Annotated in this window: 20 protein-coding genes, 2 tRNA genes and 1 pseudogene; 17 read left to right on the forward strand and 6 right to left on the reverse strand. The window is 31.2% G+C overall.

Going from position 1 to position 25,580, the window contains the following annotated elements; translation table 11 throughout:
* Positions 1 to 34 precede the first annotated feature (34 nt).
* The 13 genes from ABD011_RS15050 to ABD011_RS15110 all read left to right on the forward strand — a co-directional run bounded on the left by ABD011_RS15050 (position 35) and on the right by ABD011_RS15110 (position 15,865).
* Positions 35 to 739: an MBL fold metallo-hydrolase gene (locus ABD011_RS15050; protein WP_343799593.1), complete on the forward strand. Its 705-nt coding sequence runs from the start codon at positions 35 to 37 to the stop codon at positions 737 to 739.
* Positions 740 to 1,371: 632 nt separating this feature from the next.
* Positions 1,372 to 1,881 (forward strand): hypothetical protein, encoded by a 510-nt coding sequence (locus ABD011_RS15055; protein ID WP_343799595.1) that lies wholly within the window; start codon positions 1,372 to 1,374, stop codon positions 1,879 to 1,881.
* Positions 1,882 to 2,002: 121 nt separating this feature from the next.
* Positions 2,003 to 2,266: a helix-turn-helix transcriptional regulator gene (locus ABD011_RS15060; RefSeq protein ID WP_343799597.1), complete on the forward strand. Its 264-nt coding sequence runs from the start codon at positions 2,003 to 2,005 to the stop codon at positions 2,264 to 2,266.
* 1 nt (position 2,267) lies between these two features.
* Positions 2,268 to 3,536: a type II toxin-antitoxin system HipA family toxin gene (locus ABD011_RS15065; RefSeq protein ID WP_343799599.1), complete on the forward strand. Its 1,269-nt coding sequence runs from the start codon at positions 2,268 to 2,270 to the stop codon at positions 3,534 to 3,536.
* A 5-nt stretch (positions 3,537 to 3,541) separates the two neighbouring features.
* Positions 3,542 to 5,191, forward strand: a complete 1,650-nt coding sequence (locus ABD011_RS15070; protein ID WP_343799600.1) for a class I SAM-dependent DNA methyltransferase — start codon at positions 3,542 to 3,544, stop codon at positions 5,189 to 5,191.
* Complete coding sequence (locus tag ABD011_RS15075) at positions 5,178 to 6,602, forward strand: restriction endonuclease subunit S (RefSeq protein ID WP_343799602.1); 1,425 nt, start codon at positions 5,178 to 5,180, stop codon at positions 6,600 to 6,602. The genes ABD011_RS15070 and ABD011_RS15075 overlap by 14 nt, the downstream gene beginning before the upstream one ends.
* On the forward strand, positions 6,589 to 8,268 hold the full coding sequence (locus ABD011_RS15080; protein ID WP_343799604.1) for a restriction system-associated AAA family ATPase: 1,680 nt from the start codon (positions 6,589 to 6,591) through the stop codon (positions 8,266 to 8,268). The genes ABD011_RS15075 and ABD011_RS15080 overlap by 14 nt, the downstream gene beginning before the upstream one ends.
* Complete coding sequence (locus tag ABD011_RS15085) at positions 8,261 to 9,313, forward strand: hypothetical protein (RefSeq protein ID WP_343799607.1); 1,053 nt, start codon at positions 8,261 to 8,263, stop codon at positions 9,311 to 9,313. The genes ABD011_RS15080 and ABD011_RS15085 overlap by 8 nt, the downstream gene beginning before the upstream one ends.
* 4 nt (positions 9,314 to 9,317) lie before the next feature.
* Complete coding sequence (locus ABD011_RS15090; RefSeq protein ID WP_343799609.1) at positions 9,318 to 10,109, forward strand: HNH endonuclease; 792 nt, start codon at positions 9,318 to 9,320, stop codon at positions 10,107 to 10,109.
* 4 nt (positions 10,110 to 10,113) lie between these two features.
* A complete protein-coding gene (locus ABD011_RS15095; protein WP_343799611.1) occupies positions 10,114 to 11,400 on the forward strand; it encodes a hypothetical protein in 1,287 nt (428 codons plus the stop codon).
* Between the two features lie 9 nt (positions 11,401 to 11,409).
* Positions 11,410 to 13,011 carry a hypothetical protein gene (locus tag ABD011_RS15100; RefSeq protein WP_343799613.1) on the forward strand — a complete coding sequence of 534 codons (1,602 nt, stop codon included), beginning with the start codon at positions 11,410 to 11,412 and terminating at the stop codon, positions 13,009 to 13,011.
* Positions 12,995 to 14,662 (forward strand): hypothetical protein, encoded by a 1,668-nt coding sequence (locus ABD011_RS15105; RefSeq protein ID WP_343799615.1) that lies wholly within the window; start codon positions 12,995 to 12,997, stop codon positions 14,660 to 14,662. Before ABD011_RS15100 ends, ABD011_RS15105 begins: the two co-directional genes overlap by 17 nt.
* A 726-nt stretch (positions 14,663 to 15,388) precedes the next feature.
* The gene (locus tag ABD011_RS15110) at positions 15,389 to 15,865 is read left to right on the forward strand and encodes a hypothetical protein (protein ID WP_343799617.1); all 477 of its coding nucleotides are present in this window, start codon (positions 15,389 to 15,391) and stop codon (positions 15,863 to 15,865) included.
* Between the two features lie 88 nt (positions 15,866 to 15,953).
* Here ABD011_RS15110 and ABD011_RS15115 read toward each other — a convergent pair whose 3' ends face one another.
* On the reverse strand, positions 15,954 to 16,463 hold the full coding sequence (locus tag ABD011_RS15115; protein ID WP_343799619.1) for a hypothetical protein: 510 nt from the start codon (positions 16,461 to 16,463) through the stop codon (positions 15,954 to 15,956).
* Positions 16,464 to 16,651: 188 nt separating this feature from the next.
* Here ABD011_RS15115 and ABD011_RS15120 point away from each other — a divergent pair, with 188 nt between their 5' ends.
* Positions 16,652 to 17,575: a hypothetical protein gene (locus ABD011_RS15120; RefSeq protein WP_343799621.1), complete on the forward strand. Its 924-nt coding sequence runs from the start codon at positions 16,652 to 16,654 to the stop codon at positions 17,573 to 17,575.
* A 224-nt stretch (positions 17,576 to 17,799) separates the two neighbouring features.
* Positions 17,800 to 18,573 (forward strand): annotated as a pseudogene (locus tag ABD011_RS15780) (recombinase family protein); the annotation flags it as partial.
* 733 nt (positions 18,574 to 19,306) lie between these two features.
* Here ABD011_RS15780 and ABD011_RS15125 read toward each other — a convergent pair.
* The 3 genes from ABD011_RS15125 to mutS all read right to left on the reverse strand — a co-directional run bounded on the left by ABD011_RS15125 (position 19,307) and on the right by mutS (position 22,200).
* Positions 19,307 to 19,390: transfer RNA gene (locus ABD011_RS15125), tRNA-Leu, on the reverse strand.
* 23 nt (positions 19,391 to 19,413) lie between these two features.
* Positions 19,414 to 19,485: transfer RNA gene (locus ABD011_RS15130), tRNA-Gly, on the reverse strand.
* Between the two features lie 102 nt (positions 19,486 to 19,587).
* Positions 19,588 to 22,200 (reverse strand): DNA mismatch repair protein MutS, encoded by a 2,613-nt coding sequence (mutS, locus tag ABD011_RS15135; protein ID WP_343799623.1) that lies wholly within the window; start codon positions 22,198 to 22,200, stop codon positions 19,588 to 19,590.
* A gap of 299 nt (positions 22,201 to 22,499) precedes the next feature.
* Here mutS and ABD011_RS15140 point away from each other — a divergent pair, with 299 nt between their 5' ends.
* Both ABD011_RS15140 and ABD011_RS15145 read left to right on the forward strand, forming a co-directional pair.
* Entirely contained in the window at positions 22,500 to 23,036 is a 537-nt protein-coding gene (locus ABD011_RS15140; RefSeq protein ID WP_343799625.1) for an RNA methyltransferase, read from the forward strand.
* A 63-nt stretch (positions 23,037 to 23,099) separates the two neighbouring features.
* Positions 23,100 to 23,873 (forward strand): hypothetical protein, encoded by a 774-nt coding sequence (locus tag ABD011_RS15145; protein ID WP_343799627.1) that lies wholly within the window; start codon positions 23,100 to 23,102, stop codon positions 23,871 to 23,873.
* Between the two features lie 131 nt (positions 23,874 to 24,004).
* On the opposite strand, the gene ABD011_RS15150 is transcribed toward ABD011_RS15145, so the two are convergent.
* Positions 24,005 to 24,388 carry a GyrI-like domain-containing protein gene (locus ABD011_RS15150; RefSeq protein WP_343799629.1) on the reverse strand — a complete coding sequence of 128 codons (384 nt, stop codon included), beginning with the start codon at positions 24,386 to 24,388 and terminating at the stop codon, positions 24,005 to 24,007.
* Positions 24,378 to 25,511 (reverse strand): 2-amino-4-hydroxy-6-hydroxymethyldihydropteridine diphosphokinase, encoded by a 1,134-nt coding sequence (gene folK / locus ABD011_RS15155; protein ID WP_343799631.1) that lies wholly within the window; start codon positions 25,509 to 25,511, stop codon positions 24,378 to 24,380. The genes ABD011_RS15150 and folK overlap by 11 nt, the downstream gene beginning before the upstream one ends.
* Between the last annotated feature and the right edge of the window lie 69 nt (positions 25,512 to 25,580).

Consider the following 25,580-nt stretch of genomic DNA (forward strand, 5'->3'; position numbering starts at 1 on the left):
ATTTTATTTGAAAATCAAATTTAAAACATCTGTTATGTACGACTATCAAAAAACAAAAACCAAATTACTAACTATATCTTTAATTTTTATATCATTCTTTGGGTTTAGTCAATCAAAGGAAATTAACATCGAATTCATTGGTAACTGTGGATTGTATATGACTGATGGATTAACTAATATCTATACTGATTTCCCATATAAATCTGGAGCACATAATTATATGGAGTTCGACGAATCTGAATTGGATAGTGTAAAAGAAAATTCTATATTTATTTTTACTCATAAACACTCTGACCACTACTCAAAAAAGAACTTAAAAAAGATAATTAAAGAAAAAGGAGGAGAACAATTTGGAGTTTCTAACATTTCAGATTTAGAAAAATTGAATAATACAATAAATGATTTTGAGATTAAAGCATTTAAAACTGAACACAAAGTATTTGGAGTTTCATTTAAACACTATTCATTTTTAATATCTTGGCACGGTAAAAGGATATACTTATCTGGAGACACAACTAATCCTGAAACAATGGGGAAAGTTAAAAATATTGATTGGGCTTTTGTCCCTTATTGGATTTTAAACAACGCAAAAGAACAGGGAATCTCAATTGATGTAAAAATGTATTTTATTTATCATTTGTACCCCGAGCAAATTCCAAGTGCGAAAGCACAATTGAAAGAGGTTGAGAACATGCATCCGTTAACAGATCAAGGAGAAATACTCACTCTAAAATATTAAACTAAAAAAAATTGAGTTGGGATTAAATCTTTGAAAAACCAAATAAACAACTTTCTAGAACCATCGTGGTTTTATTGTTGAAACCAAGATACGTCCAAGTTTGGATTCAGAAAAAATCATAAATTGGATATTTTTATTTATATCATGAGAAATTTTTTAAAAATAATATTTTTTGTTTTTGGATTTGCTTTTATTTTTATCGCATATTCAAGTATTATGTTTTCCATCTCAAAGCTCTTATCTGATTCTAATACTGTATTTTACACATTACTGATTCCCAACTTCTTTATAACTATGTTCACTATTATGAAAATGGATGAAACCCGTCATGAAAAGAAATCTATTATAATTATTCTATCTATTATATTCCTGATATTAAATGTCAGATTTTTCTTGTTTAATTTTCATTATATTTTTTAACTGCTTTTAATAATATTTGTTATAAAAGCAAAAAACAAGAACCTGTGTTACTGTCAACTCCAAAGCGAAAGAACTCGAAAAGCTATATAGAGCAGCCGAGTTTATTCCAGAATGCGCCAACTATTCAATTTAACTGCTTTTGATAAAGATAGTGTAGATAAACGAAGTTAATTTAATTAATTTTAACGGTATCAATCATTTTATAAAGCGTTATGAAAGAGTTTGCTTATTCAGTTTATTTAAGCGAAATAGTTTTTCAGGTAAAAATTGCTCAACAAGCGGCAAGCCGTTTACCTGTCGATCCTGGGAATTTTGACCACATTGAAGTTTGGTGTTCAATTCAATCTATTCTTGGGGCAACTGCAAATGTTTCTAAAATACTTTGGCCCAGTTTAAAAAAAAGCCAAGGAAGAGGTGAAGAGTTAAGAAAACTGCTGGGTGTTGATGAAAACAGTGTTATTGCTGATAGAGGTATACGAAATCATTTTGAACATTATGACGAACGCATAGAACGTTTGTTTCAAGGCAAATCAAGTGTTAGTTTTATTGATCTAGCTTTCAACCCTTTTAAACCACAAAAGTGGGAAACGCCAAAATATTATCAAAGGGCGTATAATCAAGTTGATAGAATAGTGACATTTCAAAACGAAACTCTTGATTTAAAAGAAGTTCTTATAGCTCTTGAAAGCATTAAAACAAAATGCAGTGCTTATGTCCTATAAAGTTTATTGCTTTTGAAAAAGAAAGTGTTGAAATGAGAGTGTAACTTCAAATAATTAAATAACCATTATATTGGTTTTTTTAAACTAAAAACACTATATTTGACTGTTTTAATGGTTTTTTATGTTAGATATAGTTACAATAAAAGATGTAAAAGTAAAGTTAGGAGAAATTTGCAAACAACAACGTAAAATTCACGAATTATCACGTGAAGATTTAGCTGATGCATTGGATGTTTCTAGAACAACTATTCAAAATTTTGAAAACGGTAATAATGCAACATTAGATACCGTATTGAAAATTACGAATCATTTTGACCTGTTAGAACCCCTTTATAAATCATTAAAGGATTTAGAAGATACTAATAATTTAAATTCATTGTATTAGTATGTCTAAAAATAATATAATAGAAGTCATAATATTTGGTCAAGAGATAGGAAAACTGGGCTATGATATAGACAAAAGAGCGTCCTATTTTCAATACAACCCAGACTTTTTAGAATCGAACCAATACACGAATATATTTCCCTATATATTTAAGCGAATAAAACCAATACAGGTATTTAAAAAGTTTGAAGGAGAAACATTTAGGGGCTTACCACCAATGATTGCCGATTCTTTACCTGATATGTTTGGTAACATTATCTTTAAGGAATGGTTTGAGACCAAAAATAAAGAATTCAAAAAAATAACCCCACTTGAGCAATTAACCTATGTGTCCAATCGTGGTATGGGTGCTATAGAATACCATCCAACGGCTGAAATACCAAAATCATCAACAATTAATATTGATGAAATTGTTGAAGTATTGAATAAAGTGTTGGATTTAAAAAATGAAACGGCAGCAGAAGAATTGAACGATGCAGCACTGTTAAATATATTCAAAATAGGTACCTCTGCAGGAGGCGCACGTCCTAAAATTTTAATCTCTGAACATAAAAAGACAGGCAAAATTATTCCTGGAGATATTGAATATAGTGAAGACTATAGCCATTATTTGGTCAAATTAAGTATGAATGAAGAATGGGGCTATAACAAAGAAAAGGTGGAATACGCCTACTATCTAATGGCTCAAGAGGCAGGAATCCAAATGATGCCTTCAAAATTAATTGAAAACAAACACTTTGCAACCCTTCGTTACGATAGGCAAAATGGTGAAAAACAACATGTTCTAACAGCGACTGGTTTAACAGGATGGGATTTCAAAAAACCAGACAATGCTAGTTATGAAAACGTATTCAAATTAGCTTTAGATATTAAAGTACCCTACAAGGATATTCAAGAATTGTTCAAGCGGATGGTGTTTAATCTGGTTTTTGCGAACATCGATGATCACTTAAAGAACCACAGCTTTATATACGATAAAGAAACCAATGCTTGGGGTTTGGCACCAGCCTATGATTTAACATATCCGTTAAATATTAATTTCAATTACAATAATATTTCTAGAGCGCTGTCTATAAACGATAAAAGAGCAGATATATCTTTAGAGGATATAATGACAATTGCAGAGACTTATGCAATTAAAAATCCTAAAGGAATTATCAAAGAAGTGCAAACTGTAATAGATAGTTGGGATGCTATTACCAAAGATTTGGAGATCCCTGAAAAGGTGAGAAATGAAATTAAAAAAGAATTTACGAAACTAACAAACTAATTAAAATGTTAACAACCGAAATAAAAAATAAGGTACAGAATTTATGGGATAGACTATGGGCTGGAGGTCTTGCTAACCCTATTACAGCTATAGAACAAATTTCGTATCTGCTTTTTATGAAAAGATTAGAGGTCTTTAATCCTAAAACTAAAAAAGAATTCAAATGGTCTACTTATCACGAATATGAGGGGGAGAAACTTGTCACTCAAGTTAAAGATAAAGTGTTTGAATATATCAAACATGAATTGGCTGAAAAGGATGAACCTTTTGCGAAAGCCATGAAAGACTCGGTGTTTTTAATTAATACACCCTCTTTATTAAAGGATGCAATTGAATTTATTGATTCAATTTATAAAGAAATTGAAAAACAAGAAAAAAATAACAACCAATATTTTCAGGATATACAGGGTGATGTCTATGAGTATCTTTTAAGGCATACAAGTGAAGCAGGTAAAAATGGACAATTTAGAACGCCTCGTCACATCATTCAAATGATGGCAGAAATATTAGATCCAGATACAGACGGTAAAATTTGTGATTTAGCCTGTGGTTCAGCTGGATTTTTAGTTGGTGCTTATCAATACATAATAACGAAATACTCAAAGAAAAAAGTAAAAGACGAAAATGGTCTTGAAAAAGGAATTGATGGTACAAACTTAAGTAATAACCAGAAAAATGATTTAAAGAAAAACATTTTTTACGGATTTGATGTAGACCAAACAATGGTAAGAATAGGAATGATGAATATGATGATGCATGGTATTACCCATCCTAACATAACACATTTGGATACTCTATCCACTAGGTATGAAAAATTTGAACAAGAACAAAACATTGATAATATTCATAATGAGGTTATAATTAAAGGTAGTGTAAAAATTCTTAAGACATCTGAAGCGGATAAGAGTTCTAAAAATAATGACGATAGTTCGTCAGAAAAGTACAAGTATATACTAGCAAACCCGCCATTTACTGGAAAAATTAACAGTGAAACTGTATCAGATAATTTAGATAGGATATATCCAATTACAGAGAATAAGAAAACACAGAAGAAAGGTAGACAAAAAACGGTGCAATCAGAACTTCTATTTTTAGAAAGAATGATTTATATGTTAGAAGTTGGAGGTAGAGCATGTGTAATTGTTCCTGAAGGACTTTTGTTTAATTCATCATCATACCATGTTAAAACTAGAAAGATGTTGATGCAAGATTGTGATTTGCAGGGTGTAATTTCACTGCCTGGTGGTGTTTTTCAACCATATACAGGAGTAAAAACGTCTATATTAATTTTTGAAAAAAGAAAATTAAGAAGCGATGTGTTTCAGGATACTCATGTTTGGTTTTATGAAATGAAATCTGATGGGTATTCTTTAGATACTAATCGAAAAAAATTGAAAGAAAACCCATTACCTAAAACCATTAATAATTGGAGAAACAGATTCAAAAGGAATCAAAGCAATAGAAAATTACAACATTTTTCAATTCCATTTAATGAAATAGAGAGTAATAAGTTTGAAATTAATTTTAATAAATATAAAAAATTTGAATACGAGGCTGAAGAGTACCGCTTGCCAAAGGATATTATTGAAGAACTCGTTGTTTTGGAAGACGAGATTATTAAAAGCCTAAACAATTTGGATTATGAAAAAATATAAACTCACTGATATTTTTGAGATTCAAATTGGCAAAACACCTAGCAGGTCAAATAAGTATTACTGGGGTGATGGAAGTCAGTGGTTATCTATAAAAGATTTGAATAATTTAGAAGAAGGTAAATACATAGCTAAATCAAAAGAAAGTATAACTAATGCTGCCATATCAGACACAAATATTAAAATAGTTCCTCCAGGAACATTACTTTATAGCTTTAAATTGAGTATTGGAAAGGTAGCTATTACTAAAAACTCAATTTATACTAATGAAGCAATAGCAGCTTTCTTACCAAAAAAGAATGTCAATGTAAATATTGATTATCTATTCTATTTATTAAAAAGTACTGATGTTAGCAAACTAGCTCATGATGCTGCCAAAGGGAAATCACTTAACAAGCGAACGCTAGAAAAGATAGTTATTTCGCTACCATCTTATGAGGTACAAAGAAAAAAAGCCGATTTACTTAATCAAGTTCAAAATTCAATTAATAACAGATTAAAAACTATAGAATTATTAGAAGAATATTTCAAATCAGTTTTTCTTGAAATGTTTGGTGATCCAATTATAGATAACAAAGGAATAGGAAAGAAACCTTTATCCTTTTTTGGAGAATGGAAAAGTGGTGGAACTCCTCCTCGATCTGAAGAAAAATATTTTAAAGGTGATATACCTTGGTTTTCTTCAGGCGAGTTAAATCATACATATATCTATGATAGCAAAGAGCATATTACGGATGAGGCTATTGAAAAAACTAGCGCTCAAAAAATAGATAAAGGCAGTCTGTTGTTAGGGATGTATGATACCGCTGCATTGAAAGCTAGCATTACTACAGTTGATTGTTCATGTAACCAGGCCGTAGCTTTTGCTAAATTAAATGAAAAAGTTTGTGTACCAATTTTTATTTATTACAACATAATTTTTGGGAGAGACTTTTTTTTAAATAGAAGAGAAGGCGCGAAACAAAAAAACCTTAATCTAACCAAAATTAAAGAAACAGAAGTACTATACCCTAAAATATCAGAACAGCTAAAGTTTGTTGAAAAATTTGATTTATTTCAAAATCAATTAAGCAATTATCGAAAGTCTCTATCTCTCCTTCAAGAGCTATTTCAATCATTACTATACCAAACGTTTAATCAAATAGATAAAAAAGAAGATGAAATAGATATTTTATTAAATGATGAATTTGAGTTAGAGAGGCTTCTGGAGGAAATAAAAAATGCAAATGAAATTGAAACAACAACTCAATATGATATTTTAAAAGATAGATTGTTTCAGGTACTTGAACGGACAGAAGAAAGAAATTTAGAAAATATGGATTTTAAAAAAGGGATTGTTCAAGTTTTAGATAAAAGCAATGTCAAATTAGAATATAATAAGCTTTATAAATTAAATAATAATGAAGTTAGTTAGATTTAAATTATACTCTAAATTTAGAAGTCTTCCTAAAGATTTTGAGCTCATATTTAGAAATGAACGCGATTTAGAGATTAGTAAACTTAATGAGTTTCATCCATATTGCTTTGCGGGCTTGAATGGTAGTGGTAAGTCCAATGTACTTGAGGCATTATCTCTAATTTTCTTCTATTTGGAATGCTCATTTTCAAAATATCTTCCAGATAAATTTAAAGATTCATTTGAAAAAAAAGATTTTCCATTTGGTTTCGATCTGGAATATTTAATTTTCTTAAAATCGAATAGTTCACCTATTAATATTCGAATAATTAAACCTGAAAATAGACCAGTTGAGTTTTATAGAAAATCTGAAGAAGACAAACAGATAATTAAAGTAAGTACAATACCAATAAGAGAGGGAATAAACAAAAAGAATGCAGTTGCAAAGCAATATTTGCCAGATATTATTATAGGTTACTCTTCTGGTGAAAATGAAATATTGAGCTTACCTTTTTATAAAACTAAATTTGCACATTTTGATAATTATATGCAGTCATTAATGAATGATGAAGTTTATGATGGTAATCCATTAACAAGCCTCGTGTATATAGATTATAGTATGAGTCAAGCAGTTTTGTTAGCTAATTTTTTAATGAACAATCAAGATGATGATAATGATATTTTGTTTTCTATTAAGAAGGAATTGAATATTGAAAAACTTCACAGTTTCAGAATAGTTATAAAAGATTTTGAGGTTAAATCTAAAATTGTAAGCTCTAGAAAAAAACCAAAATTCTTATTATCTCAACTAAAGGATAAGAAATCATCTTTAATAGATAAATTAACTGCTTGTTCAACATGTTCATATCAAAATGGAAATGAATTAATTTTAGATTATTTTGTTAACTCTTCAACATCAAAAGCCTTTCAAAGACATTTTGATAACCCTTATCACCTTTTTAAAGAGCTACAAACATTGTCGGAGCTTAATCTACATTTTGTAGAAGATGAAATTAAAAATGAAATTTATGAGACAGACAGTATGTATGTTTCAGAGAAGCTTCCAAGACCAAAAGGAGAAGAATTGGCTTTTTATTTCAATAATTTTTTGATAAAGAAAAAGGATGTTGAGAAACCTATGCTGGTAAAAAATTTATCTGATGGAGAACATCAATTTTTACACACTATTGGAATATGTTTAATGCTTAAAGATAAGACAGCTCTTTTACTTTTAGATGAACCCGAAACACACTTCAATCCTGATTGGCGATCCAAATTTGTTAGTATTCTTAAAGACAGTTTAGAGAGAGGTAAGAGTAATAACTTGTTAAGGGATATTTTAATCACATCTCATTCACCTTTTATAATATCTGATTGTTTTCCTGACAAAGTAATTGTGTTTGAAAAAGGAGAGAAACCATTAAATGCAGTGGATATGAAATTCAACACTTTTGGCACATCTGTTAACATAGTACTTGAAGAAATATTTAATAAGAAAGAGAGTATCCCCGATTATTCATTATCTGAATTAAATAAAATAAGAGGAAGAAATTTCGAATCTTTAGAAGATATTCAAAAAGCTAAACAAGATGCGAGAAAGCTAGGAGAGTCGCCAGAAAAGGTATTTTTGTTTAGGGATTTAATATTAGCAGAAGAAAAAATAAAAAACAAGAAAAATGATTAAATCCTATAAGTTTATTGAAACAACGCATAGTAAGCTACACAAAAATGTCATTGCATTTTTTGATAGGATTGAAAATGAAACTGGAGTTTATTCAAGTTCTTTTTTTGATAAAGATTTTTATAATAAAATTGTTAAACACCATCCGAATATTTTAGAAGAACCATTAAAAAAAATTCATAATGAATTAAGAACCTGGTTGCAAAAAGATAGAACTGATTTTTGTGAAAAGATTAGAATGAGTAATGATATTAAAAAAATATGTAACAGAGAGGTAGTCCCAACGCTTCTAAATAACACTCCAGATAAATTAAAAGCCATAATCAAAAAATTGTTTTATGACCTATATGTTCAAGTATTAAGTGGAGATAATGTTAAGAATGAATATGGTAGTTTACAACAACACTTCGAAGAGTTTAAATCTCCAAATAAAATATTTAAATGTCCAACATGTGGTTTAATGCCATCAAAATCTAAAACAGAAAGAAAGGATGATTATGATCATTATTTAGCCAAAGATAAATTTCCTTTTTCTTCAGTTAATTTTAGAAATTTGGTGCCAATTTGTACAGATTGTAACTCCTCAAATGTTAAAGGAAATAGAGATGTTTTAAAAATCAATGGTAAACGAAAAATATTTTACCCATTTGATGAAACACATACCGGTATTAAGGTAGAATGTCAATTGAATAATGACAATGATAATGTTAAAGAAGATGACTTGGATTTCTCATTTGAATACACAACAGACGATAATAGAAATGAAGAAATAGAATCTTGGAAGGTTATTTTTAAAATAGATGACCGCTATAAAAAACGTTCAAAAGGTAAAGCTCAATCTTGGTATCAACATTATTGGCAATTCATATCAAAACCAAAATATAAAGGATTAGATATTAATCTAAAAAAAGAATTATATAAGGATTTTTGTTTAACTGATCCTGATATTGAATTTATAAAGCTACCAGTTATTAAGGCAGTTGAAAAATCATCTTTTGCTAAAGCTTTATTAGAATCAAAACTTTACTCAATGGAATTTAATCATTAATTTAATGAGCAAAGTAAACCAACATCAACGAGCAGCAAAAGCATGGGAGGTATTAATAAAAGTTGCAGAAAAGAAAGACTTTGTTAGATACAAGGAACTCGGTGATAAAATTGGTATACACCATAGAGTTGTTAGGTTTGTACTTGCGGTTATTCAAGATTATTGTTTGGAGAATAACTTACCACCACTTACAATTCTTATAGGTGATGAAAATGGAATGCCAGGTAAAGGTTTTACAGCTTGGGATAGAGACAATATTAACCAGGGAAAAGAGGAAGTCTATAATTACAATTGGTCATCACTACAAAATCCCTTTAGATTTGCATTGAAGGGAGAAAGCGAAGAGGATTTAATTACTACGCTTCTTGAGAAACCAGAAAAATCTAAAGAGGTCTATCAAAAAGTAAAAGCACGAGGAATGGCCCAAATCATATTCCGAAAGGCGCTACTAAAGGCATATAAAAGTAGATGTGCAATTTGTGGTTTGAGTTATGACATCGTTCTACAAGCTGCACACATAATACCTTGGTCTAAATGTAATCTTGGACAAAAAATGGATGTGTGTAATGGCTTGCTTTTATGTGCAAATCATCATTGTTTATTTGACAAAGGACACATTAAAATAGACAGTGATTATAATTTAATTATTAATCCAAAACTCAAGCAAATAACAAATCTAGATAAAAATTCAACTAGGAATTTTAATAATCAAAAAATAAGATTGCCTAAAAATAATCTTTGGTGGCCAAATTCAAAATATTTGGCAAGTCATCGAGAAACTAAACCTACATCATAATAGAATGTCTAAAATCAAGAAAAAATTTTATCATCATTTTTGGCATAACCCATCTTGCCAAAATTTATTTCTACTATCAAAAGAAGAACTGCTGGAGACAAAAACTTTTGGTACAGGTAAGAATACATTTACCTTTTCTACGAATAGAATTATTATTTCTAATGTCCAAGAAGGTAACGATGATGTAATGGAAACAGTAAAGTCAAGAAGTGAAATATATAATATTGATTTAGACAGTTCAATAGGCGAAAAAATTGAATATTTCAAACCAATTTTAGAGCAGTTTTTTGATAGTCGTTTCAAAAAATCTTTAGATAAATTGTCAAATGATGTAGAAAAAAAAGGATGGAAGCTTTTTATGAAAGTGGTCAAAATTCTAATTAATGAAGACTCGCGTGAGTCTAATATTATTAAACTATTACAACAATACGGCTTTATCGGTAAGCATATAAATAGTTTCAAGGAAGCAGAATCCAGTTTTGAAAAAATGTTAATTCCCTCAAAAGGTAATGAGTTAATCAATGAAAAAACAATAAGTACGTTTTTTGAAGGCATAAAATTTATCAAAGAATACTATGTAAACAGCTCATATAAAAATTTATATAATACAAATCAAATACTTGTAAATACATTAAATAGCGAAGATAATTTTACTTCAAGGGTTGAGCTATTTGGCAAATTGTATGACGCCAAAATATTAGAACCTAGTGCTGATGATGCTTTTATGGAATGTACGCATTGCGATCCATTAACTTATAGAGGCGTTTTTCAGTTACGTTTAAATCCCAAAAAATTAAAGAGCCTCAAGTGTCCAGTTTGTGCAAAAGAACTAACCTATTTTGTTCCTTATGAATTACATGAAGATATTTATAGCATAGTTAGAGAAAAAGACGGTCTGTTATTAAATGCCTTATGCAATAAATTAGATACTCATAAAATTAAATATCAATTGAATCCAACATTCTTAAAAAACATAGAAATCGATTGCTTATTTAAAACAGAAGAGTCAATATTTATTGTTGAAGCTAAAATGTATAAAATCAATACGTCAAAGGCTAAATTAAAAAGTAAAATACGGAAGCATTTTGGAAAGTTAGTCAAAGACATTACCCGATTAATTGAACTCGAACAGTTTAAAAATCAACCGATAAAACCAATACTTTTACTAAACATTCCAGACAAAGAGTTATTGACAGAAGTTAATCATGAGCTGAAAACAAAGAATCGTGATGCTATTTCACGACAAGTAAATATCATAAATTTAAGTTTATTAAAGTTTAAAGAAGAATAAGAGTTCGATATGAGTATAAGTGATAAATCGTTTTTAGAACGCTTAAATGAGAACCCGGATTACTTTGAATTTTGGCAAGACTTCCATGAATTTTGTATGGATATAAAAATTAATGATAAAGAATACTTTGTCAATTCACTACCAATTATCTTCAAAAAGATTAAAAATGATGGGGCTGGATATGCAATATATCAGGGTTTAAGAAAACTTGCAGTAGAAAAACCATCAGAAGCTATTCAAATTATTGAGCTTATAGAAGAAAAAAATAATAATGAATACCTAAACTTCATTTCTTCTTTGTTAGGTGGGCTATCCCAGAGTAAATCTAAATATACCTATAAAGATAAAATCCTCACACTTATTAAAAGCGAGGAAGAAGCTAAAATAAATAGCGGAGTTAATGCAGCATATCAAGTGGTTATTAGCAATAAGCAAGAAGAATTAAAATTCATAAATGAAGTTAGTCAGAATATTATTCAGACCATTGAAAAAGGAAATATAGAGGATTTGGGTATTATAACTAGATTTTATAATAAACATTTAAACAGTATAAATGATGCAAAAAAAATGGTTGTTCAGTTACTGAATACCAAAAAAGTAGAGGTGCAAAGCGAGGTAGCTAGATCAATCAATGCTGAATTTAATTTTGATGAAGACCCAATACATTTTAAAACTTGTTTAAAATTATTAACACATACTGATTCAAAATACATAGGTATTTACAACACAATCAACTTTAGATTGAAAGATACTATAAAAGAACAGCCAGAGTTAGTTACTGAATTTGTTAATCTATGGATTTTAAATAATAAACGGAACCTTAAAGGAATAACTGTTTTAAAAGAGATAATTGAGGAATTGTATGCATCAGACCCTCATACCATTGAAAGTCTTTTTTTAGAATGGTTAAATTCGGATAAAAGTATTTACAAAGATGCTTTACAGTTTGTTATTAGCGATTTAAGTAATCATATAAATGCTGTTGGGCTTCCAAAAGATAAATTAGAAAAGTTTACCGAGACGGATGCCCTTTATGTTGTCTTTATGATTGTAGGGAACATATTAGACCGTAAATACGCTTCAGAAATGCTCTATAATATTTTAGAGGTACATTTTAATAATGAGCGTATTAGAAATCATATAGCAACACTTTACGCTAAATATTTAATAATTAACTATTATTCTGTTACTGATATTTTAAAAGAAAAAAGAAAAATAGCTAACCCAATAATAACTTCAATAATAGATCAAATAATTGAAGTGTCGGAACAATATTATAAACAAGTAACCGAATTGGAAGTGGTAAATGAATTTGAGCCTTCCGACAAGAGAATGACTTATTTTTTAAAGCAGCAAAATAAGCAAATGCAAGAACTTATGGATGCAACAGAAAATAAGAGAAACTCATTTTTAGATTTTGCAACCAAGATTAGTTTGAAGGCAGGCAAATCATTCTTTTCAAAATACAACGGTCAGTATACTGAAGAGAGAGAAATGCAAAACTTTAGAAGTAGTGTTGAGGTAGCAAGATTACAATATATTGATGAAATAGGTCAAATAAAATCAAGAATAATGTGGCAAAATATGAAGAGAAATGAACTTCCTAACTAGTGAGTATATAGCACTTCTTAAAGAAGATGGTGAACTTGATGCTTTACTTATTGATGTTTTAATTAGTAAAGGGGTAACACCCATTTCTAAACCTCAAAAAGGGAGACAATATGGTGTCGATATAGCTGCGATAGGTAAAGATGTAGATGGAAAGGAAAAATTATTTTTAATCACAGTAAAGCAAGGAAATATTACCAGACAAATTTGGGATACTGGACCTACAAGTGTACGTCAATCTTTAAATGATATAAGAGAAACTTATATTAATATATCACTCACGAGAAGTCAAAAAAAACTTCCCAAGAAAATAGTAGTAGCAACAAATGGTGAGTTAGAACAAACTGTGCAGACAAGCTGGGGGCAATATACTGAAACTTACAAGGCCAAAAAATTAGAGTACCTATTTTGGGGTATTGATGACATTTCTAAAATGGTTTCTGAAAATTTGTTGTCAGAAAGACTTTTTAATGCCGAAATGCGATTGTTATTAAAAAAGACATTAGCATTTTTAGAACTTAAGGACTATGATTTAAACCACTTTGTCAAACTAGTAGACCTAATACTAGACAAACCAATTAAAACAAAAAAACCTCTTTTAAAACGATTAAAGTTATTACAAATTTGTTTAAATATTGTATTTAAATGGGCTGAAGATAGTGGTTACATTAAATCAGCTATATATGCAGCTGATAAAACCATATTAAAATCATTTGATTGGTTAAATACCCAAAATCATTTTGAAAAGAAATATATTCAGATAGAGTTTTATAATATTCATGTATTAAGACGGAAAATTGGAATAGCTTACTTTAATAAAGTAAATGACCATTATTATGTAGAACATAGCATACAACGTTACTCAAAAAATCAAATTGAGTATGGACTAACGCTGTGGCAAGAAATAGGTGTTTTAGGAAGTATTGGTTTAACAGAAATAAAACACTATCTATACCATTTTAATCTTGAGGACAAAAGTTTAGCAAAAATATATGAAGATTCAGTTATAACTATAGCTCAAGCACTTATTTCCTTTATAAAAGCTAATCCACCTTCTCATTATCCTTTATATGATGAACATTTAATAGATATTGAACCAGCAATGAGATTTCTTTATTTATCTGGCTTCAAAGAAGATTGTAAAAAATGGTTACGAATGATAATTGTAGGCATTCACGACGCTAAAATTCTTAAAGACTTTTTTCCTCTATTTAATACTAATTATGAAAACATGGTTGAGTATTATTTAGGCACAAAAAAGCAAAGAGAACAATCATCAATGCTGCTAGCATTTTTAGCAGATTGGTCAGTGATACTAAACTCTAAAGAAGCTTATAATGATTTACATAATATTTTAGAGTTATTTGATAATAAACTTAATCTTCAAATTTGGTTTCCAAAAAAAGAAACTGAAGATATTTATTCAGATAAGGGTTACAGTTTAAAATCGGGAAAGGTGAAGCATTCCATAATGCTTTACGAATCAATTGATGACTATAAAAAAGAGATTCAAGAAGAGTTAGAGCTCTTTTCAGCAGAAAAAGATTTTATTGTTGTTAAGTCTGGTTTCGATTTTATTTTATCAATATCTAGTTTACACCATAGAGATTTACCATTCCCTTTTCTTTGGAGAAGACTTATTAAAACAGAATAGAATTCCCCACAAACCAAAACCCAGTTTATTACTATCGCAACAATCCTCTGTCTTTTGGTTTGTTCCGCTCCCCAACGCTCATGTAGTTTTTGGCTGCTAACCCGCACACAGCACATTGCTTGTTTTGTTTAGAGGAACTATTTGTAAAAATAGGTACAACAAAAAAGCAAAGAGCAGTTTCCAACCCTCACACCAAAAACTACCCCAAGTCATGTTATGTGCGGGTAAGTATAAAAGCAGCAGCAAATTAACACCATACAACACCAAAGCTGTGGTTATAACGCCTTATGTAAAATACTTGTTAGCCTTTATGCTCAAATTAGGACTGAAACTATAATAGTCGGTATTAATGAACACTTCTAAAATAAAAAGAATGATGCGAACTAAATACCAGAAATACAAAGGGATACTTTGATGATGCAATATGGGTTAAAGTCAAATACCTATTCGAGAATTTTTCTCAAGATTCTTGAAAAGGATATGACTTTATTGGCTTTAGCAAACAACCAAAATTTAAGCGAAACATTTAATTTGGGAAAAGGAAATGTGTTAAATTCAAAATTTGCAATAGCATTTTTAACTTGAACTAGATCTCATATACTCTAGAAAAAATTGTTGATGAAATAGGTATAATAATTACTATTCTCCCTAAACCGTATAAGTTGTTCCTCCGGTTCCGATTCAGACGGTTGTCAAACCATTTTCTGCACTAATGGTGGTACTTTTGTGGATTGCGAATGCCAATGTCCTGATGGTTATTCAGGAAACGATTGCTCTACTCAAGTAACGCCCAGCAAAGTAATCATTAACAAAGCTATTGTAAAGGTATTTCCAAACACTGATAATGGTGATAATTGGGATGTTGGCATACCCAATGCTGAAGATGCCTTGCCTGATGTTTATATCACTGTACAAAATTCTGATCTTAACTTAATTTTTGATAGCCCTAGCTTTTATGAGAATGCATTATCTGGAAGTGGAACATTCTATGAATTCAGTTTTAACCCCAATCTTGAAATCACAGACTATGATGATCCCTATTTAATCAGTATTTGGGATTATGATCCCTCCGATACTGATGACTTTATGACTAGTTATGGTTTCTTTGCTTATACATCAAACAATAACTTCCCTAATGTAATTACTGTTGTTAGTCAATCCGATGAAATATTGATTGATTTAGAAGTAACCTATCAGTGGTAATATTCTATAAAGCACTTAGAGAAGTATTACAATCTTAGCTAGGTGCTTTTTATGTCTTTAGAATTGATTTCCTGTATCCTGTTCTTCATCATTTTTTAAAGAGTACAGGTGCAACAATCAGTGCCAATCCCGAAAGTACAATAGAGCCTACAGATCCCATAAGTAGTTTTGTATCAACATTTTTCTTTTCAATAGGCTGATTTGATTTGATTGTTTCATTCAATCTATACATCTCCATGTTAACCGTTTTAAGCTCTTCCCTTAAATCGAATATCGTTTTGTTCAATTTAAACTGTTCCCCTACAAATTTTCGATTGGCTCGTTGTTCCATATCTATTCTGTTATTTGCATTTTCCAGTTCCAAGGTCAGTTTCCTGTTCTCCCTGTTTACTTTTTCAAGCTCCTTTTGAAGCGCCTGTTCTCTTGGAAATGCTTTTCCAATAAAATCGTAATAAGGCATATAGGCATGCACTACGCTTGCTACAAATTCAGATCTTGTTACATTTTTTTCGTTTGCTAATTGCTGCAGCTTGATTTTATCTTCCTGCGTGGTCTTAAAACTTAGGGTTCTGTCCCTTGCTCCTACAATGTTTTCCATAATTTAAGAGTTTTTTTGTTAAGGTATACCTCTTGTACACAGCTAGTAAACCTAGTGTAAACTTTAGGTATACTTATTAATATTGCTTGTAATAATAATCAAATATAGTTCATTTGTGTCGTTTTTTCTAAATGTTTTTAGATTCATTTGTATCAAATTTGTATATTTGAAATATCAAAACATAAAAAATGACAGAACAGGAACTTGTACACATCGGTAATTTAATCTATAGTGAGATTGAGATTAACCCAAGTAAAATTGGTGTGTCAAGTAGACAAATAAACTATTGGATCAGTAAAGGGCTTATTCCTTTTGCTTCTTCAGCAGCAAACAATCAAAAAGACAAAAAAACAAACAAAGGCAAATGGGTGCGGTTAAATGCTTCTCAAGCTGTATGGGCTTGTCTTATTCAAGAGCTTTTTAAATTGAATGTATCCAAGAAAAGGGTACAGGACATCGCTGAAGATATTTGGCAAAAATCAAGGGAGGAAAAATATGCAGATGAAGTTTTTAAAAGACATATTGAAAAGAATCCCCTTAAGTTGTCAAAGCAAAGCATTGAACAATTGGAACATATTTTACAGGATGAGATGCTTATGGAATATTACTACCGTACCATCATCAATCCGTTTACCGATTTAATTAAATCCGCATTCACAAGAAAGGACCTACCCTACTCCTTTATTTATGTTCCCGATACTGGTGAACATGGGTTTAGATACAATGGAAATGATCTTTTAATGGACCTAAATAGTCTTTATCTGCAGCATACCGTAATTTCAATTCCTTTTTTACCCATACTCTCCAGAATCATCAACACTGAATTTAGCGACAGAAAGAAAAAAGACCTCAACTATTTAAATGAAATTGAAAAGCAGATTCGGGATATTGTGGTCTTTAAAAAACCGAAGGTAGTAGAGATTGCTTTTGAAGAAGACAGCATTAAAACCATTGTAGTAACGGAAGAGCATAAGAGCAGGGAAAAACTTGCTGAATATATCCTTCTAAACAAAATAAAGAAGGGTTCAAAGCTACTTATTGACATCCGATCAAACGACAACTATAAGATTACATTGATTAAAAAAGAAGAATCACTTAATACTTTGAAATAATTATGAAACGAAACGTAGAACACAATCAGTCCCTGAAAATACAGCCTGGTTTTATCACTTACAGAGATGGACCAGAAATCAAAATTGTTCGAAGAAGCAAAACAACTATTAAACGATAATGAAACAGAACCGTATTCTGATTCTGAAATCAACGAAATCATTTCTATTTTAGAACTCTACTCCGATATCATATACCTTAACCTGACACAAAATTCCAAACACAAATGAAAAACGCCATTCTATACACTAGAGTCTCTACAGATGAGCAAGCCGACAAAGGGTTTTCACTAAGAGACCAGGAACAGAAACTGTTGAATTACTGTAGCTCCAACGATATAAATGTCATAGCGATTTTCCGTGATGACCATTCAGCTAAGTCCTTCAACCGACCTGAGTTTAAAAAACTGTTTGGGTTTATTAAAAAAAACAGATCAAAAGTAGACCTGCTATTATTTACCAAGTGGGATCGGTTTTCCAGAAACACCAAAGAATCCTACAACAGGATTAAAGACTTTTACGATCTTGGTGTTATTGTCAATGCTATAGAACAGCCTTTGGACCTTTCGGTTCCTGAACAGGGGCTGATGCTAGCGGTCTACCTATCCATTCCAGAGGTAGAAAACCACAGACGTTCATTGAATGTGATATCAGGTATGAGGCGGGCGTTTAAGGAAGGTAGGTATGTTGTCTCTCCACCCAAGGGCTATGATATGGGAAGGGATGGACTGAACAAACCTATTTTGGTTCCTAATAAGGAGGCCAAATTCATAAAACAAACCTTTGAACTCCTTGGCAAGGGAATATATTCCCAGCAGGAAGTATTGGACAGGCTCAAAAAAAGTGGTTTTAAAACCAGTAAGGCCGCTTTTGGACGGATCGTTAGAAATCCTATCTACAAAGGACATATCATACTGAAAGCCTTTCAGGATGAACCTGAACAGCTGATCAAGGCCATCCACGAACCTTTAGTATCTGAGCGTTTGTTTGATAAGGTGCAGGATATCATTAACGGCAAATCCAAGCAGTATAGGGTCTCGCACAAAAAATTAAATGACAAGTTTCCCCTTAAAGGGTTTGTACTCTGCCCAAACTGTTTGAAACCACTAAAAGCAAGCACTTCAAAAGGAAGGTCAAAATACTATTCCTATTACCATTGTTACAAACCTTGTGGCACACGTTATAAAGCTGAAGATGTTGACAAGTGGTTCAATTCGTTTTTAAGTGGTATTTCCCTGAACAAAAACGCACAGAAACTATTGACAAAACTGATCGAACAGCGTATTAAAGCGCAAACGAAAAATGAAAGGTTAAGCCCAAAACACTATACAGAGGTTGAGTCTCTTGAACAAAAATTGATTCGCTTACAGGATTTATACCTAGATGGAGAATTTAGCTCCACTGAATATCAAAATGTCAAAAATCGTATCCAATCCAGACTCAATGAGCTTAAAGATATTCAACTGGCTTTTCAAAAATCCAAAGAAGTAATGGATATCTATAAAAACGGACTTAAAAAACTCGAATCCTTTAACAAACAATTCACCCTTAGTAACTTAGACCAAAAACGACAGCTCATAGGTTCGATTTTCCCTGAAAAGTTCCGATTTGAGGACAACAAAGTTCGAACCGAGGATATCAATCCGATCCTTCTTAAGATTGCCAGTGTTAATGAGGGTTTGAAAAGGAATAAAAAAAGGGACAAATCAAAAAAATCTGATTTGTCCCTGGAAGTACTGAAGGCGGGACTTGAACCCGCACGACCTAATGGTCATTGGATTTTAAGTCCAACGTGTCTACCAATTCCACCACTTCAGCATGGTATTTTTTTCAAGGTTTAGAGCGAAAGACGGGATTTGAACCCGCGACCCTCACCTTGGCAAGGTGATGCTCTACCCCTGAGCTACTTTCGCAATATAGCAATTATTTAAAAGAACGTTTGTTATAATTGCGAGGGCAAATTTAAAACTTTTCTCAGAAACTCAAAGCCTTTTTGCAAAAAAAAAGAAACTTTTTTATGCACGCTTCTTTTTCAGCAACATACGTTTTATCTCATTTAGTTTCATAAGCGCCTCAACAGGTGTTAAGGTATCAATATCAGTATTGACAATTTCTTCTTTAATCTGCTCTAAAAGAGGGTCATCTAAATTAAAAAAGCTTAACTGCATTTCGTTATCCAACGATTTCACCTTATCAGTTAACTCTTCACTAGAATGCGATTTTTCTAGTTGTTTTAATATTTTATTTGCTCTGTGAATAACTTGCTGAGGCATTCCTGCCATTTTTGCAACGTGTATTCCAAAACTATGTTCGCTACCTCCTTCAACCAGTTTTCGTAAAAACAATACATTATCTTTCAACTCTTTTACCGAAACATTAAAATTCTTAATACGTTCAAAAGTTTCGGTCATTTCATTAAGTTCGTGATAGTGGGTTGCAAATAATGTTTTTGCTTTACTAGGATGCTCATGTAAATACTCACTAATTGCCCATGCAATTGAAATACCATCGTAAGTACTGGTTCCTCTACCTATTTCATCTAATAATACCAAACTACGTTCAGAAATATTATTTAAGATAGAAGCCGTCTCGTTCATTTCTACCATAAAAGTAGATTCTCCCATAGAGATATTATCACTTGCTCCTACTCGTGTAAATATTTTATCAACCAATCCTATGTTTGCTGATTCAGCTGGCACAAAACTTCCTATTTGAGCAAGTAAAACAATTAAAGCTGTTTGCCTTAATATGGCTGATTTACCTGACATGTTTGGCCCTGTAATCATAATGATTTGTTGAGCTTCTCTATCTAAAAACACATCATTAGCAATATAAGGCTCTCCATGAGGCAACTGTTTTTCAATAACAGGATGCCTACCATTTTTTATATCTAAAGCAAAAGTATCATCTATTTGAGGCTGAACGTAATTGTTTTCTGATGCTAACTGTGCAAAACCAGACAAACAATCTAATTGAGCGATTAAAGCTGCGTTTTTTTGAACCGGTTGAATAAACAATCCTATCCAACTTACTAATTCGGCAAACAATTGTTGCTCTATCGCTAAAATACGTTCTTCAGCACCTAATATTTTGGCTTCATACTCTTTAAGCTCTTCTGTAATGTAGCGTTCTGCATTTACTAGAGTTTGTTTACGTATCCAGTCTTGAGGAACTTTGTCTTTATGCGTATTTCTAACCTCAATGTAGTAGCCAAATACATTGTTTGATGCTATTTTTAAAGAAGTAATTCCTGTGCGTTCACTTTCGCGCTCAAGCATGTTATCTAGGTATTCTTTCCCAGACGTAGATAAATCTCTAAGTTCTTTTAATTCTGAAGAAAAATCTGAAGAAATCGTATTTCCTTTTAAAATATTTACAGGAGCATCTTCATTAAGCGTTGACTTTATACGTTGCCTCAGCTCTTCACAGGCCTCCAATTGATTTCCTATATGTTGCAATGCCTTATTTTCAGCTTGCATTGTTACTGCTTTTATAGGCACAATGGCTTCAAGTGCATTTTTAAGCTGCACCACTTCTCTAGGTGAAATTTTAGTGGTTGCCACTTTAGATATCAATCGCTCTACATCGCCTATTTGTTTTACATACGACTGTATTTTGGCAAGTATAGCAAGTTCTTTTAAAAAATAGTTTACTACTTCATGTCGTTGCCTTATTTTATCAATATTCACCAATGGCAACGCTAACCAACGCTTTAACAAACGTCCTCCCATTGGAGAGATGGTTTTATCTATAACATCTACTAAAGTTACCGCCTGAGCATTGGTTGACTGATAAAGTTCTAGGTTTTTTATGGTAAATCGATCCATCCACACATGTTCGTTTTGCGTTATGCGTTGAATGGATGTTATATGCTGTAATTTATGATGCTGAGTTTCTCCTAAATAATGAAGCACAGCTCCTGAAGCAACAATACCTTCAAACAAATCTTGTACCCCAAAACCTTTTAATGATTTGGTTTCAAAATGCTTTAACAGTGTTTCATTGGCATAATCGTCTTGAAAGACCCAATCTTCTAAATAAAACGTATGAAAATTATCACCAAAAACTGTTTTAAACTCTTGACGTTTTGGCTTAGCAACCAACACTTCGCTAGGTTTAAAATTTTGAAGTAGTTTATCTACATACTCTGTATTGCCTTGAGAAATTAAAAACTCACCTGTTGACACATCTAAAAACGACACACCAATACTATTTCGACCAAAACATACAGCAGCCAAAAAGTTATTGGTCTTGGAGTGTAAAATATCATCGTTTAGAGCTACTCCAGGAGTTACAAGCTCAGTAACACCACGTTTTACAATAGTTTTGGTTTGTTTTGGGTCTTCCAGCTGGTCGCAAATAGCAACACGCTCTCCAGCCTTAACCAGTTTTGGCAAATAAGTATTCATGGAGTGATGCGGAAAACCAGCTAATTCTATTTCGCTTTCACTACCTGCACCTCGTTTGGTTAAGATAATGTCTAGAATTTTTGCAGCCTTAACAGCGTCTTCTCCAAAAGTTTCATAAAAATCACCAACTCTAAACAACAGCAACGCATCAGGATATTTTGCCTTTATAGCGTTGTATTGTTTCATCAAAGGCGTTTCTTTTTTAGCTTTTTTTGCCAATGGTAAAATGGTTTTTAAATGTTATTTTTGTTCGTATAATTCTCGATACATTTTGAATTACATTCAAAACACTCAAATTGACGTTCTTTTAATTTTATGTCAGTTTGAGTGATTTTCAAAACATTGAAAATTGTATCGAAAACACCTAAAATTAAAGGATTGCTAATGTACTTATATTTTAAGGGTTTTTAAAACCTTGTAACTATAAGTTATTTACAATTATAGCGAGATTTTAACAAGGCTAAGTGCAACTAAATAGAAGGTTTTTTGCTTACGCGGAAACAAAACATAAATTTTTGATGCGAAAACTAAAAAATAGCGAACTAGACAGACTAAGTGTAGACGAATTTAAAGACAGTAAAAAAACACCTATCATTATTGTGTTAGACAACATACGAAGTTTAAACAATATTGGCTCAGTATTTAGAACTAGTGACGCGTTTTTAATTGAAAAAATATATCTCTGTGGTATTACAGCAACTCCACCACATAAAGACATCCATAAAACAGCTTTAGGGAGTACAGACACTGTACAATGGGAGCATGTTAAAGACACGCTTTCACTTATAGAAAAACTGCAATCTGAAGGTGTAAAAGTTTGTGCTATTGAACAAGCTGAACATGCCACTATGCTTAACACCTTTCAACCTGAAGCTAACACTACTTACGCTTTGGTTTTTGGCAACGAAGTAAAAGGTGTTGCTCAAAATGTGGTTAGCAAAAGTGATGTTGTTATTGAAATTCCTCAATATGGCACCAAACACTCTTTAAACATTTCGGTAAGTTGTGGTGTTGTGGTTTGGGATGTGTTTTCAAAGCTAAAGAAGCTAAATTAAAGTTGCGAAACACAATATCTGATATGATTTTAAGTTCAATTTTTAATTGACAAAATATTTACTATGAAAAGAACATCTCTCTTTATTTACCTCGCTCTTTTTATTAATTTTAGTTTTTCTCAAAACAATTCTTCTGAAATCAAAATCAAGAGTATTACTAAAACTGAAACTTACACAAACACTTCTTCCGATGGGAAAAAGTATGTTTTCACATCAGAAATTAATCAAACAACATATAATAGGGAGGGAAAAAAAATATCAAATATTAGAAACACGTACTTTAACGGCAAACCTTACAAAACTCTAATTACAGATTATCAATATGACGATAACGGAAGAATAAAACTTGAAAATAATTTTGTCGTCGAAGATTCTTTAAAATATTTTACCAATTATGATTACCGAAATAATCAGCTAGAAAAAAAAAGTTTTCGATTTATTGAAAATGAAAAAGAAAATGAATTTTTTGAAGCTTACACTTATAATAAAAATCATAAACTGATAAGCAGCCTATATTTTTATTCGAAAAAAGATATAGACTCCGATTTTTATCAAACAAATCTCAAAGTTAAAAGCTTATACAATAAAAATGAAAAATGTGTAGAAATGGATTGGACTAAGTCTGATAGCTCATACAAGTACAACAAATACAAGTATAAGTGGAATAGAAAAAATTTGATCACAAAGGAAAAAGAGTATGATAAAAATGGAAGTTTTATTAAAACAACTTCATATAAATACTCATTTGACCAACACAATAATTGGATAGTAAAAAAACTTTATGTAAAAAAAGAGCTTGTTAAAACTTTCTACAGAGAAATAGAATACTACGAATAAAGGCTCTAAGCATTACTAAATCCAAAACACTACCTTAACCTGATAGGAATCCATACTTCTTCTTCATTTTCAACATTCATAGGATTGTAACTTGCTGGCAATTTTTCAAAATGCGGTCTGTAGTCCAACTCTTAATTATGTTTTGGCAACCAATCGTTTAATACAAACTGCCATACTTTAGGGAAATTTGCCAATGTTCCCTTGTAGTTAATTACTAAGTAATCACCTCCTTTTAAAACTAACGTTTCCATACCATTTGGTACATTGTTAAAATTAGCTACTTCAACTGCAAACCATTTATCAAAAGTAGCTTGAGGTGTTATTACTTTAAAATCTTGTTGTTTATAATCCTGTATCGAAAACGTATGTTCTCCCACCCTATTTAAAACTTCATTCTTCCTAGGCATAAATGTTCTAGCTAGCTTACTCATTTCCATAGACATACTTTGAAATGTTACCGAAGCTTTCATACCAATAACCAAAACATCTTTTGCTGTTATAACCTTACAATCCATTAGAAATCTGCTCTAAAACCCATAAATAATCTTCTCTACTGCTCACAAAATCCTTATCTGAAATATCAATAATCTTTACGTTGAGCTCAGTTTGGTTTTTTAAAAACTCTAAATATCCAGCATTAATTTTTTCGAGATAGTCGTTATCTATATTCTGCTCATAATCTCTACCTCTCTTTTTTATGTTTTCTTGTAAGCGTTTTGTGTTTTGATACAAATACACATACAATTCAGGTTTTGCAATGTCCTTATACATTAAGTAAAACAACTTTCGGTAGAGTTTAAATTCGTCTTCAGGCAACGTGATTTTTGAAAAAATCAACGATTTATAAATATCATAATCGCTAACTATAAAATCTTTAAAGAGATCTAGCTGAGAAAGATCGTCACTTATTTGTTGGTATCGATCTGCTAAAAAAGACATTTCCAAAGTAAAGGCATAGCGTTGCGCATCTTCGTAAAACTTTGGTAAAAACGGATTATCAGCAAAACGCTCTAAAATAAGTTTAGCATTGAAATCTTGAGCAATTTGAGTAGACAAACTGGTTTTTCCTGCTCCAATATTTCCTTCAATAGCAATATAGTTGTAACCTGACAACTTGTATTGCTTTATTGGGTTTTTCAACCAAATATTAATGGTTTCAATAGCGCTTTTATCGTCACAGTCTTGCAGTAATTCGGTAATACTTTTTTGATAAACAGGATGTTGATATTTTGGCGCAATATCAAATAAAGGCTGCAACACAAACTTACGTTTATGCAACTCTTTATGAGGTACAACAAGGTCTTTGCTTTCAATTATTTCGTCATTAAAAAACAAGACATCCAAATCGATAGTTCGTGCTTCGTATCCAGAATTTTCAGTACGTTGACGTCCTAATTGTGTTTCAATTTGCAACAATTGCTGTAACACATCTTGAGCCTCAAGAGACGTTTCAATAAGCAAACATGTGTTTAAAAAGTCGTCGCTTTCAAAGCCTAAAGCAGGTGTATTGTATACTTTCGAAATAATATTTACCTTTCCTATTTGCTTAAAAATAAGATCTACAGCATCTTGCAGATGTTTTAATCTATCTCCTTTATTGCTCCCTAATGCGATGTAAACTTTGTTGGTATTGCTCATAACAGGCTTCAAAATAAGTAAAAGAAATTTTAATAGTTTATATTTACTAAACCTATTTATTCACAATTT

It is taken from the genome of Gaetbulibacter jejuensis (genome assembly GCF_039524015.1).
GTDB classification, from domain to species: domain Bacteria; phylum Bacteroidota; class Bacteroidia; order Flavobacteriales; family Flavobacteriaceae; genus Gaetbulibacter_B; species Gaetbulibacter_B jejuensis.